This window comes from Chthoniobacterales bacterium (assembly GCA_039930045.1).
Taxonomy (GTDB): domain Bacteria; phylum Verrucomicrobiota; class Verrucomicrobiia; order Chthoniobacterales; family DASVRZ01; genus DASVRZ01.
The window spans coordinates 1-15,641 of record JBDSQB010000014.1 but is presented as its reverse complement, the minus strand read 5'-3'; the positions used below and the strand labels follow the sequence as shown (position 1 = coordinate 15,641).

Genomic DNA, 15,641 nt, shown 5'->3' with positions numbered 1-15,641 from the left:
TCGCTGTTGGGCAGCAAACCGGGCTGATACAAAATCACATTCGCCCACGGATGCAACCCGTAAATTCTCTCGCCGCCCGCTACAATCGCGAGATCGATTTCTGATACACCTCCGACAGCGCCGCCGGGTCGGTGATGCTCACCTCGAGGTTATGCAAAATCCCGTCGGCCACCCCGTAAATGAACCCATGGACCGCCAGTTCCTGCCCGCGCTCCCACGCATCCTCGACCACCGTCGTCTGGCAGACATTGATCACTTGCTCGATTACATTCAACTCGCAGAGCCGGTCGCAGCGGCACTCGTCGGTCGTCAGTTCTTCGAGCGATGCCTGGTGTTTTAGACGCACATCCTGCACGTGCCGCAGCCAGTTGTCGGCCAAGCCCACGCGCTGGCCCTTCAACGCCGCCCGCACACCGCCGCAGCCGTAATGCCCCGTGACAATGATGTGCTCCACCTTCAACACATCCACCGCAAACTGGATCACCGACAGGCAGTTCAAGTCCGCATGAACGACGACATTCGCCACGTTGCGATGCACAAAGAGTTCACCCGGATCGAGCCCCACGATCTCGTTCGCCGGGACCCGGCTGTCGGCGCAACCGATCCAGAGAAACTTCGGCGCCTGCTGCTGCGAGAGCCGCTTAAAGATGCCGGGGTTCGTCCGCTCGATCTCCGCAGCCCACAGACGATTGTTAACGAACAGCTTTTTGATGTCTTCCATGCGCGAAAAACTAGCTGAGAGCTGGATGCGCTGGCGAGAAAAACCACCGGCTCAGGCTGCGGTCAGCATCTGACGCGCTGCGGCCAGCGCCTCGGCCAGCTTCGACGGGTCTTTTCCACCGCCGCGAGCGGCATCGGGACGTCCCCCACCCTTGCCGCCGACCAACGGGGCAATCGTCTGAATGATTTTTCCCGCAGCCAGTTTTCCCGTGAACTCCGGTGAGACTGCAGCCACCAATGCGACCGCCCCATTCGACTCGCCGCCGAGCACGATCACACCGGCGAAGCCAAACGACTTCAACGCGTCTGCCACCGATTGCAGCGCATCTCCATCCATCGCTCCGAGATTCGCAATGATCGTCGGCACGCCCGCGATCGTCTCCGCATTCGCCTGCAACTCCCGTGCGCGTCCCGCCGCCTCCCGTTGCTGGGCGGTTTTCAGAGCGCGCTCCAACTCCTTTTGCTGCGCCAGCAGCACGTCGAGTTTCTTTTCAATCTCGGCCAGCGGACTATTCAATCTCGCCCCCAGCGCCCGCAGACGCTCGCTCTCCGTCAGCGCCGTCTCATACGCCTGCAACCCAGCCACCGCCTCGATGCGGCGCACCCCTGCCGCCACCGCCGCCTCGCTCACGATCCGAAACAACCCGATCTCGCCCGTTGCCCGAGCATGGGTGCCCGCACATAGCTCCTTGGAGTAGCCGCCAATATCCACGACGCGCACCGTGTCCCCGTATTTGTCACCGAAAAATTGCATGATGTCCGCGCGCCCTTTCACCTCGGCGTAGGGCACCTCCGACCAGGAAATCGGCGTGTTTTCCACGATCTTTTCATTCACCAGCCGCTCAATCTCGCGCACCTGCTGCGGCGTCAACGGGGCGGAGTTAAAGTCAAATGTCAGCTTGTCCGGCCCGACGAACGAGCCCTTCTGCGTCGCCTCTTGCGACACCACTTCGTGCAACGCCCAATGCAGCAAATGCGTCACACTATGATGCCGCTGAATCGTCGCGCGACGCGGACGGTCGAGTTCCAGTGTAATGTGATCGCCCACCGCCGGAGCATCCGCCTCCTCAAGGAAATGCAGCCACGTGTTCCCCGATTTCTGCGTATTCGCGATGCGCCAAAGGCCACCCGCACCCGTCAATTCACCCGTGTCGCCCACCTGACCGCCCATCTCGGCGTAGCAGACCGAGTTGTTCAGAATTACCACCGTCTTCCCCTTCACCGCCAGCACCTCCTGCACATCGGCACCGGTGTGATTGTGATCATAGCCAAGGAAATGCGTCGCCGTCTTCGTCTCGATCTCGGAAAGCTCGATCACCGTCTTCTTCTGCGCCGCCCGAGCCCGATTCCGCTGCTCCTCCATGAGCTTTTCAAAGCCAGCCACATCCACAGACAATCCCCTCTCGCGGGCCATCAACTCCGTCAGATCGAGGGGAAAGCCATATGTATCGTAAAGCTCAAATGCCTGACTAGAGCGGATACGTAGTGGTTCCAAACGGATTCGTGAATAAACTTTCGCTAAACCCTTTAAGCTTTCCTCGAGTATTTGAAATTCATTCCTGTGGTAAGCTGGCCTGTGCATCCGGAGTTGCCACTGGTTGAAATAGAATTCAATCGGTTTCGCCAATTCTCTTAGTCTAACTTCTGATGTGGTTAGCTCCGATTCGTCAATGTTCATGCTTGGTATAGCGGCAAGAGATTCAACCATCATCGTCGAGGCTTTTGCTAATCGTGGCCCCAACCAAGCTGTCTGTCGGGCATTAGGTGTATTCCATGGTTCAACATTTTTCAGATCTGCTTGGAGCTGGGTTTCAATCGCTTCCAACTCACGCGCGGCTTGAGTCGCTCGGATTTCGCATTCGGCCTGCAAATCATAGATTTGAATTGTTGTATCTGCGTGATCAGCAAATTTTTTGATACCGAAATCCAGCGTCTTGTTAAACGCCTCCTCCTCGCGCTTCAGCGTTTCCTCGACTTGCTTTTGTTTCTGGCGAATTTCGGGGAAAACGTCGCCCATGGTGAGGGCGAGGACATCGACTAGTTTATAGAAGAAAGGCTCTTTGAAACCCAGGGTCCGTCCGTAGCGAACGGCGCGGCGGAGGATGCGGCGGAGGACGTAATTGCGGTCGTTGTTGCCCGGCTGGATGCCGTCCGCGATGGCAAAACTGAGCGTGCGGATGTGGTCGGCGATCACGCGAAACGCGATGTCGATGGCAATTTGGCTGTTTTCTGGCGTTTTTTGCTCATTTGCGGTCGAAGTGTGACTGTATGGCACAGATTTCTCTTCCGATGGGGGGTATTCGGTCCCGAATACCCCTCCCGGCTCGACAGATGATGGGTATTCGGAGCTGTAAGGCCATGATTTCTCGGGAGATTGCCCCCTTACAGGTCTGTACACCCCCTCCGGCTCGGGAGATTGGGGGCTTGCGGAGCTGTACGGGGCGTCCGGTTGTTCAGTTTTAGCCATTTCGGAACCGCCGGGCAGGGTGCTGGTGTAGCGGAGTCCGCTCATTTTTTCCAATTCGTCGAAGATGGGGCGGAAGATGTCGGTGTCGTAGTTGGAAATGCGGGCGTTGGCGAAGTCGGTGAAGCCTTTCGTTCCCTGAATGATGCTGGTGACGCGTTCGAAACCCATCCCGGTATCGACGTGCTGGGCGGGCAAGGGCGAAAAAGTGCCGTCCGGGTTGGCGTTGAATTGGATGAAAACCAAATTCCAGATCTCGATGCAGCGGGCGTCACCCGTGTTCACCAATGCGCCTTTAGTGTCGCCCAACGGAGTTAGGTCGATATGCAACTCCGAGCACGGACCGCACGGACCGGTCTCGCCCATCATCCAGAAGTTGTCCTTTTTATTCCCGTTGACGATGTGGATCGCGGGGTCGAGCCCGGCAGCGATGAATTTGGCCGCCCAAAACTGGTAGGCTTCCTCGTCGCGTTCCGCCGGGTCGCCGAGCGATTTGTCGGGGTGGTAAATGGTGGCGTAAACCCGATTGGCGGGGAAACCCCAGCGTTCGACGATCAGTTCCCAAGCCCATTCGATGGCTTCTTTTTTGAAGTAATCGCCGAAGGACCAGTTTCCGAGCATCTCGAAAAACGTGTGGTGATACGTGTCGAGCCCGACATCGTCGAGGTCGTTGTGTTTGCCCCCGGCGCGGATGCACTTTTGCGTATCGGCGGCGCGCCCCGGCGTGTAGGGGCACTGGGTCTGGCCAAGGAAAATGGGCACGAATTGGTTCATGCCGGCGTTGGTGAAAAGGAGGTTCGGCGAATCCGGCATCAGCGACGACGAAGGCACGATGGTGTGCTGTTTTTCCCGGAAGAAATCGAGGAATTGCTGGCGGATCTGGGCAGAGGTCATCATGGCGAGCGGGCAGTGTAGCCACGGACGGCGCAAGGTAAAGTCGCGATGCGCCTCAGTCGGCCGCCTGGAGAACGAAACGCATCTCGAGGCCGTGCGGCGTGCGGTTGCGGCAGGTGACTTTGCCGCCACAGGCTTCGACGCAGCTTTTCGTGATCGCGAGCCCGAGTCCAGTACCGCCAGTGGCGCGGTCGCGGGAGAGATCGACGCGGAAAAAGGGGTCGAAGATTTGAGTGAGAGCCGATTCTGGGATGCCGGGGCCGTTGTCGGAGACGGTGAGGATGACTTCGTTTCCCGAGCGAGTGGCGGAAATGCTGGCGTCTCCCGCGTAGCGCTGAGAGTTGCGGACGACGTTGCCGAGGGCGCGCTGCAAAAGCTCGAAGTCGCCAAGGACTTTCAGCCCGTCGGCAAGAGCCCGTGTGACGTCGCCTGCAGCCTCGCGTTTGAGGGTTTTATCGATCAGCTCGGCGAGCGGGATGGCTTGCAGGTGTTGCGGCGAGAGGCCGAGCGACGCCTTGGAAAAGGAGAGCAATTCATTCACCAACCCGGACATCAGGCGCACCTCCTCGTGGACGTCGTTGAGGTGGGCGCGGTCTTTCTCGGAGGCGCGGCTTTGCAAAATGCTGAGTCCCATTTCCATGCGGGCGAGCGGCGAAACGAGTTCGTGCGCGGTGTCGCCGAGGAAACGCTTTTGCCCCAGGATGAAGGCCGAAAGGCGGCTGGCCATGCGGTTGATCGAGCCGCCGAGGGTACCGAGTTCGTCGCTGCGATTCTCCGGGGCGTGAATCTCGAAATGGCCCGCCGCGATCTGGCCGGTGGCCCGGGTCATTTCGGAAATGGCCTGAGTCATTCCACGAACCAGCGGCAGCCAGAATAAAACCGAGAGCCCGAGCACGCCGAGGGCGGCGATAAGCCATGGTTTCGGGTCGAAGATGAGCCCGCCAGCGGTAAGGTTTTTGGAAACCAGAACGAGGAGCAACGGCCCCGGTCGCGCCGACGGGTGCGGGCGGAGATGCATCGAAATCCAATATTGCGCGTCGGCGTGAAGCAACTGCGGCGGACGTTCCTCGGGGCGCGGTCCCATGGGCGGTCCGGCGAGCGGAGGCCGATCCGGCATCGGGCGATCCGGCTCGAACTCCCGTGGCGGCGGCGGGCGGTCTCGTTGCCGGGGTGCGGGCGGGAGGCGTTCGCGCAGTTCCCGAGGGAGTGCGAGGGGACTACCGGCGAGTTGAGTTTGAGCGGAATCGAAGAGGGCAAACTGGATGCCGTAGGCAGACTCGAAGCGTTTCAGGATGGCGTCCCAATTTTCGCGCGGTGTGGTTTGCAATTCGTCCTCCACCAGCCGCTGGACGGCGACGACCCGGTCCATGGATTGCGCGGCGAAGAGGGAGTCCAGACCGAAGTGCAACTGGAACCGGAAAAACGCCCAAAAGGCGAGTCCGAGCAGGAGCAGATTCAGGAAGAAGCAGCCCAGAATGCGAAGCGACAGCGGGAGTTTCATACGACTGTGGCGCCGTCGCTCATCAGATAGCCGGCGGCGCGAATGGTGCGGATGAAGCGTGGGTTTTTCGGGTCGTCGCCGAGTTTTTTGCGGAGCGCGGAAATGTGGACGTCAATGGAGCGGTCGAAGACATCGAAGTCGCGCTCGCGGATTTCTTCGAGAAGGCGCTCGCGGGTTTTCACCCGGCCCGCCGCCCTGGCCAGTGAGACGAGCAGGCCAAATTCCACCGGGGTGAGGCTGAGCGGCTGGTTGTCGAGCGAGGCGGAGTGGGAGTCGGGTTTCACTCGCAGCGGGCCGAGGACAATCTCGTTTTCCAGATCTTTTTCCGGCGATCCGGACTCCCGGTGAACCGCCCGGCGCGTGACGGCTCGGAGCCTCGCGAGCAGTTCGCGAGTGGAAAAAGTCTTGGGCAAATAATCGTCCGCTCCGATCTCTAAACCGACGATTCGATCCGTCTCCTCACCGCGCGCCGTGAGCATGAGCACGGGAACATCGGAGCTTTGGCGAATGCGCTTGAGCACCTCGAATCCGTCGCAACCGGGCAGCATGACATCGAGAATGATCGCCTCCCACGCGCCGCTGACCGCGCGTTCGGCTCCCTCCGGGCCGCTATGGACCGACACGACTTCGTAGCCGAGCGGCCCGAGATATTCGCCGACCAGCCTGCAAAGCTTGCGGTCGTCGTCGATCAATAGAATCTGCGTGGCCATTTCGTTAAGGTCACTTTTGCCAGAAATCCGGCTGAATGCGGCAACTTTTACAATCCCTTAACAATTTTCCGCGCCGTCTTCATACGGGCTTAACAATGAGGTGATTATTTAGGAGCAGTTGGGCATCACTGCCCGACGAAACGTCAACTCAAACCCAAACTATGAAAATACATAAACCGTTACTCCTAACTCTGCTGGCCCTCTGCACCGCTGCGTCGGCCCAGATGCCAGCCGAACCCAAGTCCACCCCAGCCACTCCCACGCAATCGCCTGCGCCTGCCGGTGAGGACGAGCAGCCGCCGGATCGTCCACCTGCGCCACCCCTCATCCGTGCGCTCGATGCGAATGCGGACGGCGTCATTTCTGCCGAGGAAATCGCGGGCGCAGCCGATGCATTGCGCACGCTCGACCTCAATAAAGATGGCACGTTGACTGAGGACGAACTTCATCCCAAGCCGCCCACTCCACCGGAGGGTGATTCGAATGAAACTCGTCCGCCGCGCCGTGAACATTCCGGTCATCGTCCGCCCCCGCCGCCGTTGATCCAGGCGCTCGACAAAAATCATGATCACAAGATTTCCGCCGAGGAAATCACTCAGGCTCCCGACAGTCTCAAGACGCTCGACAAGAACAAGGACGGCCAGTTGACCGAGGATGAAATCCGCCCGCCCCGTCCACCGCGCCCACCAATGCCGCCCGATGGTGGTGATGACGCGGGTCCAGCCGGGCCTCCTCCTGGTGGTGGAGCCCGTGGGCCACGGCACCGTTAATCTGCCGTGTTAAATAAGAGCCGCAGTCCTGTCACCGGGACTGCGGTTTTTGTTTCCAGCGGTGAGCGCACCAGAACTATTTCTTTGCCAAGCCCCGGAGCGCGTGATGTCTTGCAGTCGTATGAAACTCCTCTCCTGGAACGTCAACGGGCTCCGCTCCATTCTGAAGAAAAATTTCCAGGAGTTCCTCGAAACCGAAAAGCCGGACGTCCTCTGCCTGCAAGAAACGAAGCTCAGCGAAATCATCAGCCACGCCGCTTGGGAGGAGCATTACGAGTCGCATTGGAATCTGGCCGAAAAGAAGGGTTACTCAGGCACGGCGATTCTCTCGAAGGTGAAGCCAATCTCGGTGACGAAAGGAATCAGCATCGGCGAGCACGACCGCGAAGGCCGCGTGCTGACGGCGGAGTATGAGACGTTTTTTCTGGTGAATGTCTATGTGCCCAACTCGAAGCGCGATCTTTCCCGGCTGGAATATCGCCAGCGCTGGGATCGGGATTTTCTCGCTCACCTGAAACGGCTGGAAAAAACAAAACCCGTCGTGATCTGCGGCGATTTCAATGTGGCTCACACGCCGATCGATCTGGCGCGGCCGAAAGGGAACGAGAAAACCCACGGCTTTACGCCAGAGGAGCGAGCCGGGTTCGATACCTTTGTTTCCGCAGGTCTGCTGGACACATTTCGGATTTTCCAACCGGAGGGCGGCCACTACAGTTGGTGGAGCCAGATGAGCGATGCCCGTTCGCGGAACATCGGGTGGCGGATCGATTATTTTCTGGCCTCGGAAAGTCTCAAGCCGCGGATCAAACGCGCGTGGATTTTGCAAGACGTGATGGGCTCGGATCATTGCCCCGTAGGACTGGAACTCGACTGAGACCAGTTCCAGAAAAACAAAAAACGCCGCACCCGAAGATGCGGCGTTTTTGTTTTGATTGACTGCTGAATTACGGAGTCGGAACGGTCTGGATCGTCTGCAAAATGCGGCTGGCGATTTTGTAGGGATTGCCTTGGGAGTTCGGACGACGATCTTCGAGGTAGCCCTTGTAGCCGGCGTTGACGAAGCTGTGTGGGACACGGATCGAGGCGCCGCGGTTGGCGATGCCGTAGTTGAATTTATCGATGGACTGCGTCTCGTGCAGACCAGTGAGGCGCAGGTGATTGTCTGGTCCGTAAACGGCGATATGCTCGTTTTTGTATTTGTCGAATGCCGCCATGAGGGACTCGAAGTAAGGTTTGCCGCCGACTTCGCGCATGTATTCAGTGGAGAAGTTGGAGTGCATGCCCGAGCCGTTCCAGTCGAGATCGATGCCGAGTGGTTTGCAATGGTAGTTCACATCGACGCCATAGCCTTCGCAGAGGCGCTCAAGGAGATAACGTGCCACCCAGACGTCGTCAGCGGCTTTCTTGGAGCCTTTGCCGAAGATCTGGAATTCCCACTGGCCCTTGGCCACTTCGGCATTGATGCCTTCGTGGTTAATGCCAGCGTCGAGACAGAGATCGAGATGGGTATCGACGATTTCGCGGGCGATATCACCCACGGCATCGTAGCCGACGCCGGTGTAATATTTGCCCTGCGGAGCGGGATAACCTTCTTTCGGGAAACCGAGCGGACGGCCGTCTTTGTAGAGGAAATATTCCTGCTCAAAGCCGAACCAGGTGCCTGGATCGTCGAGAATGGTCGCACGGTCGTTGGTGGGATGCGGCGTGCCGTCGGCGAGCAACACTTCGCACATGACGATGATGCCGTTTTCCTTGGTCGTATCCAGGTAGGAGGCGACGGGTTTCAGCAAGCAATCGGAGCTGTGGCCTTCGGCCTGACGGGTGGAGCTGCCGTCAAATCCCCACATGGGGAGCTCTTCGAGAGTGGGATAGTCCGCAAATTCTTTGACTTGCGTTTTGCCACGGAGATTGGCGACGGGGCTGTAGCCGTCTAGCCAGATATATTCCAGTTTGTACTTTGCCATATTGGGTTGGTTAACTTATTTGTCTTTTTTTACTCAGGTCGCGCCAATTTGACCTATGGTTTGTTGTTTCTTGTGCAACTTAACTGCAGTTTTCGACGCAGAACATATATACGCAATTCCGATGCCACATGGCCAGAGGTTCCTCAAACCCGCACTTGCCCCGTCGGGAAAACATCGCATCATGGTGACGTGGAAAAAGTGAAGGACACCCAGCGCGCTTTGGTGCGCATCGGCTACGATGGACGGGTGCACAAAACCTTTCGTGGACCTGATGCGGAGAAACGTTTCGCCACGGAAGTCACTGTCCTGCAACACCTTGAGCAGGTTCATTGTCCCTTTGTTCCCCGGCTGCTGGAATCTTTTCCGCAGGAGCTAAAGATCATTACCACCAGTTGCGGCACACGGGTGGACCATATCGATGACGCCCGTGCGGCGGAAATTTTCGCGGAGTTGGAGCCCTATGGCGTGCGTCACGAGGACAGGGACGCGCGGAACATCACCTACTCTTCGACTTTGGGTCGCTTCTGCGTGATCGACTTTGAATTTGCCACCCTGCTGGCACCCGACGAGGTCCATGGAAAATAATCCCATCACAGCCGCGCAGACGCTTCACTGGCACGGCCATACCGATGTGGGCCGGGTGCGGAAAAACAACGAGGACTCCTTCCTGGGCCTCCAATTCAATGCCCAAGAAGTGCATTATCTTGGCAAAACTGGCGACGGTACACTGGCGCTCGGCGATTTCGCTTTTGCCGTCAGCGATGGCTTGGGGGGGGCTCATGCCGGCGAATTTGCCAGTCGGGTTGCCGTTGAAAAAATCACCCGGCTGCTGCCGAAATCCTTTCGCCTGGAGGCTGCCGGCCTGAGCACCGGATTTGGCGATGTGCTAGGCGAACTCTTCGAGCAAATCCATCGCTCCCTGGTCTTTCTGGGCTCCAGTGATGAGGATTGCAATGGAATGGGGGCGACTTTGAGTCTTACCTGGTTCCGGCCGGGATGGATGTTTTTTGGCCACGTGGGCGACAGCCGCATCTATTATCTGCCGCATTCCAATGGCAGTATTCAACAGATTTCCGAAGACGACACCTACGTCGGTTGGCTCTATCGCAACGAAAAAATCAGCCAGCACGAGGCGCGCAACCACCCACGGCGCAACGTCTTGCAAAAGGCTCTCGGTGCGAATCATCGTTACATCAACCCGCAAATTGGCGCGGTCGGCTGCGAGCCGGGCGACATGTTTCTCATCTGTAGCGACGGGCTGAACGAAGGCCTGCACGACGATCGAATTCACCAGCTTTTGCGCTTTCCCTCCGCCCAGGAGACCGCTCTCAATCCTGCTTTACGGCTCGTCAAGCAGGCCGTCGAGCAATCCGGGCAGGACAACACGACTGCCATGGTTATCGAAATTGCCTAACCCATTTTTTTCATGTTTGCCTATTACGTTCACCATCTCAGCCCTTTTGTTTTTCAGTTCCCCAATGGCATGGGACCCCGCTGGTACGGGCTCGCTTATGTCTCCGCTTTTATGGTCGGAACCTGGCTTTACCGCCATCTGGCTGAACGCGGCTACTCGGAGTTAAAGCCCGCTCAGGTCAGCGATTTTATCACGTGGTCCGCATTGTTCGGCGTGCTTCTGGGTGGACGGTTGGGCTATTTTCTTTTCTACGATCTGGCCGGATTACTATCCGACCCGCTCGTATTTTTCCGCGTCTGGCAGGGCGGCATGGCGAGTCACGGCGGTATCTTGGGGTTGTTTTTCTACACACTTTGGTATGCAAGAAAACATAAGATCTCCTGGACCGGACTGGGAGATAATCTGGTCGTCGTCGCACCGATTGGCCTTTTTTTCGGACGCATGGCCAACTTCATCAATGGCGAACTCTACGGTCGGATCACCCACGTCTCCTGGGCCATGCAATTTCCCGCAGAGCTCCAAGATCCCATCATCTGGAACCAGAAGCTACCCGAGCTGGACCGCGCCCTCAGCCAATATCCAGCCACGCTGACCTCGCCACAGGCGATCATCGATGAAGCTCGTCGCAGCGAAACGCTCCGCGATCTCCTCCGCGACGTGCTAAACCCACGCCACCCGTCGCAGCTATACGAGGCCGTGCTGGAGGGCCTCCTCCTTTTCGCCATTCTCTGGCTGGTTCGCACAAAAATGAAAGTCCGCCGCGGCGTCCTCACCGGCCTTTTTTTCATCCTCTACGCCATCGCCCGCATCTCTGGCGAGCAATTCCGCGAGCCTGATGCCTCACTCTTCGGTCCCCTCACCCGTGGCCAGTTTTACTCCCTCTTTATGATTCTGATTGGAGCCGTCTTCCTGTTCTGGAGCCGCCACCAGGAAGCACCCGAGGCTCCTCAAAAAAGCTAAGCGCACCTATTCACCCAGCACCGTCACCACGAGTTCGCGGCGGTGCGGCGCGCGGCGGTGCTCGAAGAGGAATATTCCCTGCCACGTTCCCAGAGCGAGGCGGCCATCGACCAACGGGATCGTTTCCGACGTTCGCGTGAGCACCATTCGGATGTGACTCGGCATGTCGTCCCCACCCTCTAGCACGTGCGTGAAGTAGACCGCATTCTCCGGCACGAGGCGCTCGAAAAACTCATGCAAATCCACCCGCGCTGAGCGGTCGGCATTTTCGTATATGATCAGACTCGCACTCGTGTGGCGAATGAAGACCGTCACGAGGCCGTCGCGCACTTTCGACTTCCGCACCACTTCGGCGATGCGTTCCGTGATCTCCGTGGTCCCCTTTCCCTGCGTCCGCACCTCGATCGTTTCTGTGTAAACAGGCATCGAGTTTTGGCGCGGAGTTAGATATGGATGGCCATGCCCTCGGCGGCGCCGGCAGCTTCGTGGACGGCTTCGCTGAGGGTCGGGTGCGCATGGATCGTGGCTTCGATGTCCTCCATGGTGGCTTCCATGTTAATGGCGAGCCCGAGTTCGGCGATGAGTTCGGTGGCTTCTGCGCCGATGATATGCGCGCCGAGAATTTCGCCGTGTTTCGCGCCGAAGATGAGTTTGACGTAGCCTTCCATTTCTCCCACCGCCATGGCTTTGCCACTAGCTTGGAAGGGAAATTTACCGACTTTAAACTCGAGTCCCGTGTCCTTGGCGGCGCGTTCGGTGAGTCCGACGCTGGCGACTTGGGGATGGCAGTAGGTGCAACCGGGGAAGATGCCGACTTTCTTGGGCTGATGCGTTTTGTTGAACATCCCCTCGACGGCTTCCTTGGCCTCGAAGCTGGCGACGTGGGCAAGCCAGGGCGGCCCGATAATATCTCCAGCAGCGTAGATGCCGGGGATGCTGGTCTCGTAGCGGTCGTTGACGATGATGTAGCCGCGATCGGTTTTTTTCAGGTCAATGCCGCCAGGAATAATGGGTACCACGCCGATGGCGACGAGGCAGACGTCAGCTTCGAGGACTTCGCTGCCTTTGGCGCTTTCGACGGTGATTTTGACTCCGTTGGAAGTCGTCTCGGTCTTGGTGACTTTGGTGCTGGTGAGGATTTTCATCCCTTGTTTGACGAGGGATTTTTCCAAGGTGGCGCTGATTTCCGTGTCCTCAATGGGGAGGACGTTGGGCATCATTTCGACGATGGTGACCTGCGTTTTATAGGCATTGAAGAAATAGGCGAACTCGACGCCAATGGCACCTGCTCCGATGACGACGATGCTTTTCGGTTGTTTGGCGAGGACCATGGCCTGCTTGCTGCCGACGACGGTGGTGCCATTGAACGGGAAGCCCGGTAGCTCGCGGGTGGCGACGCCGGTGGCGACGAGGATGTTCGGTGCCTCGTAAGTTTCTGATTTGCCGTCGCGTTTTTTGACTTCGACCTTGCCAGCGGATTTGATGTCGGCATCACCAAGCACGTAGTCGATCTTGTTTTTCTTAAAGAGAAATTCGATGCCGCCCGCGAGTTTGTCGGCGATGCCGCGGCTGCGGGAAATGACCTTGCTCCAGTCGTAGGAAAGATTGTCGAATTTAAGCCCGAGTTCCTCGGCCTTGTGCGCCATGAGGTGATAAAGCTCGGCATTGCGCAGGAGCGATTTGGTCGGGATGCAACCCCAGTTCAGGCAGGTGCCGCCAGCGCGGTCTTTGTCGATGCACACCACTTTTTTGCCCAGTTGCGCCGCGCGAATCGCACCAACATACCCGGCGGGTCCGCCACCGATCACGATCAAATCATAAGAAGCCATAGAGGCTAAAAATGCTCTTTTGCGGCGGATGCGTCAACCCATTGTCTCCAGGCGATTTGCATTGCGAGGTGATAAAGTTGCGCGCATCGTCTGCCCCTTTCGCATCTGCATGAACGACCTCAGCTCCAAGGAAAAGTTTGCCAACTTCATGAGCTACGTAAAGCTCTTCATTTTCCTGATCATTGCTAGCGGAGGCGGTTATTATTACTACACGCACATGAGCCACGAGAAGCCAGCGGTAGCCGTGGCTGAGTCGAGTGCGGACGGCACCACTCTGGCCCCTCCGATCGTGGTGGATGAGCAAAAGCCCTCGGAGTTGATGAGTCCAGTGATGGCGAGCAATCTGCCCCTGCTTTGGAATGATTTCAGTGCTACTCCTGTGACGCTGAAGCCGGATTTCATTGCTCTCGAAAATGCCGTGAACGAGCAAAAAGCCAAGCTTGGCAAGCTGCAACCCGCCTGGCAAATGGCCGGCCAAATGTGTCAGCAAATGCGCTCGATCTGCACGGAGCGCAACGCGGCAGCGGCCTCATTAAGCAAACGACAGAAGCCGCAACAACCCTCCGGCTCGAAAAAAATCTCGCCAAGCCAGATTCGTGAGGACGCTGCCCAGCAGGAATTTTTCGTGCGATCCGCAGCGCAGCATTGGACCGCGACGGTGCCGCAGCGCAAAAAGAAAATCGAGGCGCTCTACCGCAAGTTGCTGGCAGCGGAGGCCGGAAACTAAGAGCCGAGTGCGACTCGCCTCAGCGCGAGTGGTATTCCTGGAGCGGCTTCACGTTCCACGTCTTAGTTTGCAAGGAGCGGATCGCCAAAATGCTCGCGCGGGCGGCGCTCAGCGTAGTCATAATCGCGAGCCGTGCAGCCACAGCCGCGCTGCGGATTTTCACCTCATCCTGCTTCGGCGACTTGCCGCTCGGCGTGTTGATGATGAACTGGATTTCGCCGTTCTTGATCATGTCGAGAACGTTCGGACGACCCTCGCTGATCTTGAAAAGTTTCTTCACCGGGATGTCCAGTTTTTGCATCGCCGCAGCGGTGCCAGACGTCGCATAGAGAGTAAACCCGAGTTTGATAAACTCGGGAGCCATCTCCAGCGCGGCGGCCTTGTCACTGTCTTTCACCGAGATAAACAAATTTCCTCCTGACGGCAACGGCGGCTGGGAAGCCATCTGAGATTTGGCGTAGGCGATGCCGAAATCCTCGTCAATGCCCATCACTTCGCCGGTGGATTTCATTTCAGGTCCAAGTGCGATGTCGATACCGGGGAAGCGAATGAATGGGAAAACGGCTTCCTTCACGCAGAAATGTTTCGGGATGATTTCTTCAGTGAAACCTAACTCGCCCAGCGTTTTTCCAACCATGATTTTCGCGGCCAGTTTGGCGAGCGGAACGCCAATCGACTTTGAAACGAATGGCGACGTGCGGGAAGCGCGCGGATTTACCTCCAGCACGTAAACCGTTTCGCCTTTTACGGCGAACTGCACATTCATCAGACCGCGCACATCGAGTTCCCGCGCCATGTCTTTGGTCGCTTTGGAAATGGTTGCGAGCACTGTCAGGCTCAGCGAAAAACTTGGTATCACGCACGCGCTGTCGCCGCTGTGAATGCCTGCCTGCTCGATGTGCTCCATGATCGCGCCAATCACGACGCGCTCGCCATCGGCGAGACAGTCCACATCAACTTCCGTGGCGTCCTCAAGGAAGCGATCCACCAATACCGGACGCTCCGGGCTCGCATCCACGGCGGTGCGGATATAGCGGCGAATGTCGTCCTCGTGATAAACAATTTCCATCGCGCGACCACCCAAAACAAACGACGGACGCACGACCACCGGGTAGCCCACACGAGCTGCGATGGCGACGGCTTCATCTTCGTTCGTGGCAGTTCCATTCGGCGGCTGAAGCAATCCCAGGCGGTGCAATAATTCGGAAAAATGTTTCCTATCCTCGGCCATTTCGATGCTCTTCGGCGAGGTGCCAATGATGTTCACGCCGTTGGCTTGCAGCGCATTGGCAAGATTGAGCGGGGTCTGTCCGCCGAGCTGCACGATCACGCCCCAGACGTTTTCGCGCTCGTAAATATTGAGCACGTCCTCCAGAGTCAGCGGTTCGAAATAGAGTTTGTCGCTGGTGTCGTAGTCGGTCGAAACCGTTTCCGGGTTCGAGTTGATCATCACCGACTCGAAACCCAGCTCCTTCATCGCGAACGCAGCGTGGACGCAGCAGTAGTCGAACTCGATCCCTTGCCCGATGCGGTTAGGTCCGCCACCGATGATGATGACCTTGGGCTTGTCGGTGAGGCGGATTTCGTCTTCGCCGGGCAACGAAACACTTGCGTATTTCCCACTTGTTGAATTCACGACGACGACAGGCTGTTCATACGTCGAATAGTAATACGGCGTGGATGCTTCA

At 57.8% G+C, this 15,641-nt stretch carries 14 protein-coding genes; 6 read left to right on the top strand and 8 right to left on the bottom strand.

Features of this window, described 5'->3' with window-relative positions; genetic code table 11:
- Window positions 1–79: 79 nt before the first annotated feature.
- Genes can through ABIT76_10380 form a run of 4 tightly spaced genes read right to left on the bottom strand, consistent with a single transcriptional unit; the run spans window position 80 to window position 6,289 of the window.
- A complete protein-coding gene (gene can / locus ABIT76_10395) occupies window positions 80–721 on the bottom strand; it encodes a carbonate dehydratase (GenBank protein ID MEO7933556.1) in 642 nt (213 codons plus the stop codon).
- A 51-nt stretch (window positions 722–772) separates the two neighbouring features.
- Complete coding sequence (locus ABIT76_10390; GenBank protein MEO7933555.1) at window positions 773–4,078, bottom strand: alanine--tRNA ligase; 3,306 nt, start codon at window positions 4,076–4,078, stop codon at window positions 773–775.
- A gap of 55 nt (window positions 4,079–4,133) precedes the next feature.
- Window positions 4,134–5,579 (bottom strand): HAMP domain-containing sensor histidine kinase, encoded by a 1,446-nt coding sequence (locus tag ABIT76_10385; GenBank protein MEO7933554.1) that lies wholly within the window; start codon window positions 5,577–5,579, stop codon window positions 4,134–4,136.
- Window positions 5,576–6,289 (bottom strand): response regulator transcription factor, encoded by a 714-nt coding sequence (locus tag ABIT76_10380; GenBank protein ID MEO7933553.1) that lies wholly within the window; start codon window positions 6,287–6,289, stop codon window positions 5,576–5,578. The genes ABIT76_10385 and ABIT76_10380 overlap by 4 nt, the downstream gene beginning before the upstream one ends.
- A gap of 161 nt (window positions 6,290–6,450) precedes the next feature.
- On the opposite strand from ABIT76_10380, the gene ABIT76_10375 reads away from it, so the two are divergent.
- The gene (locus ABIT76_10375; GenBank protein MEO7933552.1) at window positions 6,451–7,059 is read left to right on the top strand and encodes a hypothetical protein; all 609 of its coding nucleotides are present in this window, start codon (window positions 6,451–6,453) and stop codon (window positions 7,057–7,059) included.
- A 121-nt stretch (window positions 7,060–7,180) separates the two neighbouring features.
- Window positions 7,181–7,933 (top strand): exodeoxyribonuclease III, encoded by a 753-nt coding sequence (locus ABIT76_10370; GenBank protein MEO7933551.1) that lies wholly within the window; start codon window positions 7,181–7,183, stop codon window positions 7,931–7,933.
- A 70-nt stretch (window positions 7,934–8,003) separates the two neighbouring features.
- On the opposite strand, the gene ABIT76_10365 is transcribed toward ABIT76_10370, so the two are convergent.
- The gene (locus ABIT76_10365) at window positions 8,004–9,023 is read right to left on the bottom strand and encodes a glutamine synthetase beta-grasp domain-containing protein (GenBank protein MEO7933550.1); all 1,020 of its coding nucleotides are present in this window, start codon (window positions 9,021–9,023) and stop codon (window positions 8,004–8,006) included.
- Window positions 9,024–9,212: 189 nt separating this feature from the next.
- On the opposite strand from ABIT76_10365, the gene ABIT76_10360 reads away from it, so the two are divergent.
- From ABIT76_10360 to lgt, 3 genes are read left to right on the top strand one after another with little or no spacing between them, the layout of a single operon-like run.
- Window positions 9,213–9,608, top strand: coding sequence for a serine/threonine protein phosphatase (locus ABIT76_10360; protein MEO7933549.1), 396 nt, complete (start codon window positions 9,213–9,215; stop codon window positions 9,606–9,608).
- Window positions 9,598–10,437, top strand: a complete 840-nt coding sequence (locus tag ABIT76_10355; protein ID MEO7933548.1) for a protein phosphatase 2C domain-containing protein — start codon at window positions 9,598–9,600, stop codon at window positions 10,435–10,437. The genes ABIT76_10360 and ABIT76_10355 overlap by 11 nt, the downstream gene beginning before the upstream one ends.
- Window positions 10,438–10,449: 12 nt before the next feature.
- Window positions 10,450–11,397, top strand: coding sequence for a prolipoprotein diacylglyceryl transferase (gene lgt, locus ABIT76_10350; GenBank protein ID MEO7933547.1), 948 nt, complete (start codon window positions 10,450–10,452; stop codon window positions 11,395–11,397).
- 6 nt (window positions 11,398–11,403) lie between these two features.
- Here lgt and ABIT76_10345 read toward each other — a convergent pair whose 3' ends face one another.
- Window positions 11,404–11,823: a secondary thiamine-phosphate synthase enzyme YjbQ gene (locus ABIT76_10345; GenBank protein ID MEO7933546.1), complete on the bottom strand. Its 420-nt coding sequence runs from the start codon at window positions 11,821–11,823 to the stop codon at window positions 11,404–11,406.
- A 17-nt stretch (window positions 11,824–11,840) separates the two neighbouring features.
- A complete protein-coding gene (gene lpdA / locus ABIT76_10340; protein ID MEO7933545.1) occupies window positions 11,841–13,226 on the bottom strand; it encodes a dihydrolipoyl dehydrogenase in 1,386 nt (461 codons plus the stop codon).
- Window positions 13,227–13,254: 28 nt separating this feature from the next.
- On the opposite strand from lpdA, the gene ABIT76_10335 reads away from it, so the two are divergent.
- Complete coding sequence (locus ABIT76_10335) at window positions 13,255–13,953, top strand: hypothetical protein (protein MEO7933544.1); 699 nt, start codon at window positions 13,255–13,257, stop codon at window positions 13,951–13,953.
- Window positions 13,954–13,972: 19 nt separating this feature from the next.
- On the opposite strand, the gene carB is transcribed toward ABIT76_10335, so the two are convergent.
- The coding region (gene carB, locus ABIT76_10330; protein ID MEO7933543.1) for a carbamoyl-phosphate synthase large subunit at window positions 13,973–15,641 on the bottom strand (1,669 nt) is incomplete at its 5' end.

Excerpts from the sequence above, each read along its gene's own strand:
- ABIT76_10375 (MEO7933552.1), top strand. The coding sequence starts at position 6,451 with ATGAAAATACATAAACCGTTACTCCTAACTCTGCTGGCCCTCTGCACC.
- ABIT76_10380 (MEO7933553.1), bottom strand. The coding sequence starts at position 6,289 with ATGGCCACGCAGATTCTATTGATCGACGACGACCGCAAGCTTTGCAGG.
- ABIT76_10355 (MEO7933548.1), top strand. The coding sequence starts at position 9,598 with ATGGAAAATAATCCCATCACAGCCGCGCAGACGCTTCACTGGCACGGC.
- lgt (MEO7933547.1), top strand. The coding sequence starts at position 10,450 with ATGTTTGCCTATTACGTTCACCATCTCAGCCCTTTTGTTTTTCAGTTC.
- ABIT76_10370 (MEO7933551.1), top strand. The coding sequence starts at position 7,181 with ATGAAACTCCTCTCCTGGAACGTCAACGGGCTCCGCTCCATTCTGAAG.
- ABIT76_10385 (MEO7933554.1), bottom strand. The coding sequence starts at position 5,579 with ATGAAACTCCCGCTGTCGCTTCGCATTCTGGGCTGCTTCTTCCTGAAT.
- ABIT76_10365 (MEO7933550.1), bottom strand. The coding sequence starts at position 9,023 with ATGGCAAAGTACAAACTGGAATATATCTGGCTAGACGGCTACAGCCCC.
- ABIT76_10345 (MEO7933546.1), bottom strand. The coding sequence starts at position 11,823 with ATGCCTGTTTACACAGAAACGATCGAGGTGCGGACGCAGGGAAAGGGG.
- can (MEO7933556.1), bottom strand. The coding sequence starts at position 721 with ATGGAAGACATCAAAAAGCTGTTCGTTAACAATCGTCTGTGGGCTGCG.
- lpdA (MEO7933545.1), bottom strand. The coding sequence starts at position 13,226 with ATGGCTTCTTATGATTTGATCGTGATCGGTGGCGGACCCGCCGGGTAT.
- ABIT76_10390 (MEO7933555.1), bottom strand. The coding sequence starts at position 4,078 with ATGACCTCTGCCCAGATCCGCCAGCAATTCCTCGATTTCTTCCGGGAA.
- ABIT76_10335 (MEO7933544.1), top strand. The coding sequence starts at position 13,255 with ATGCGTCAACCCATTGTCTCCAGGCGATTTGCATTGCGAGGTGATAAA.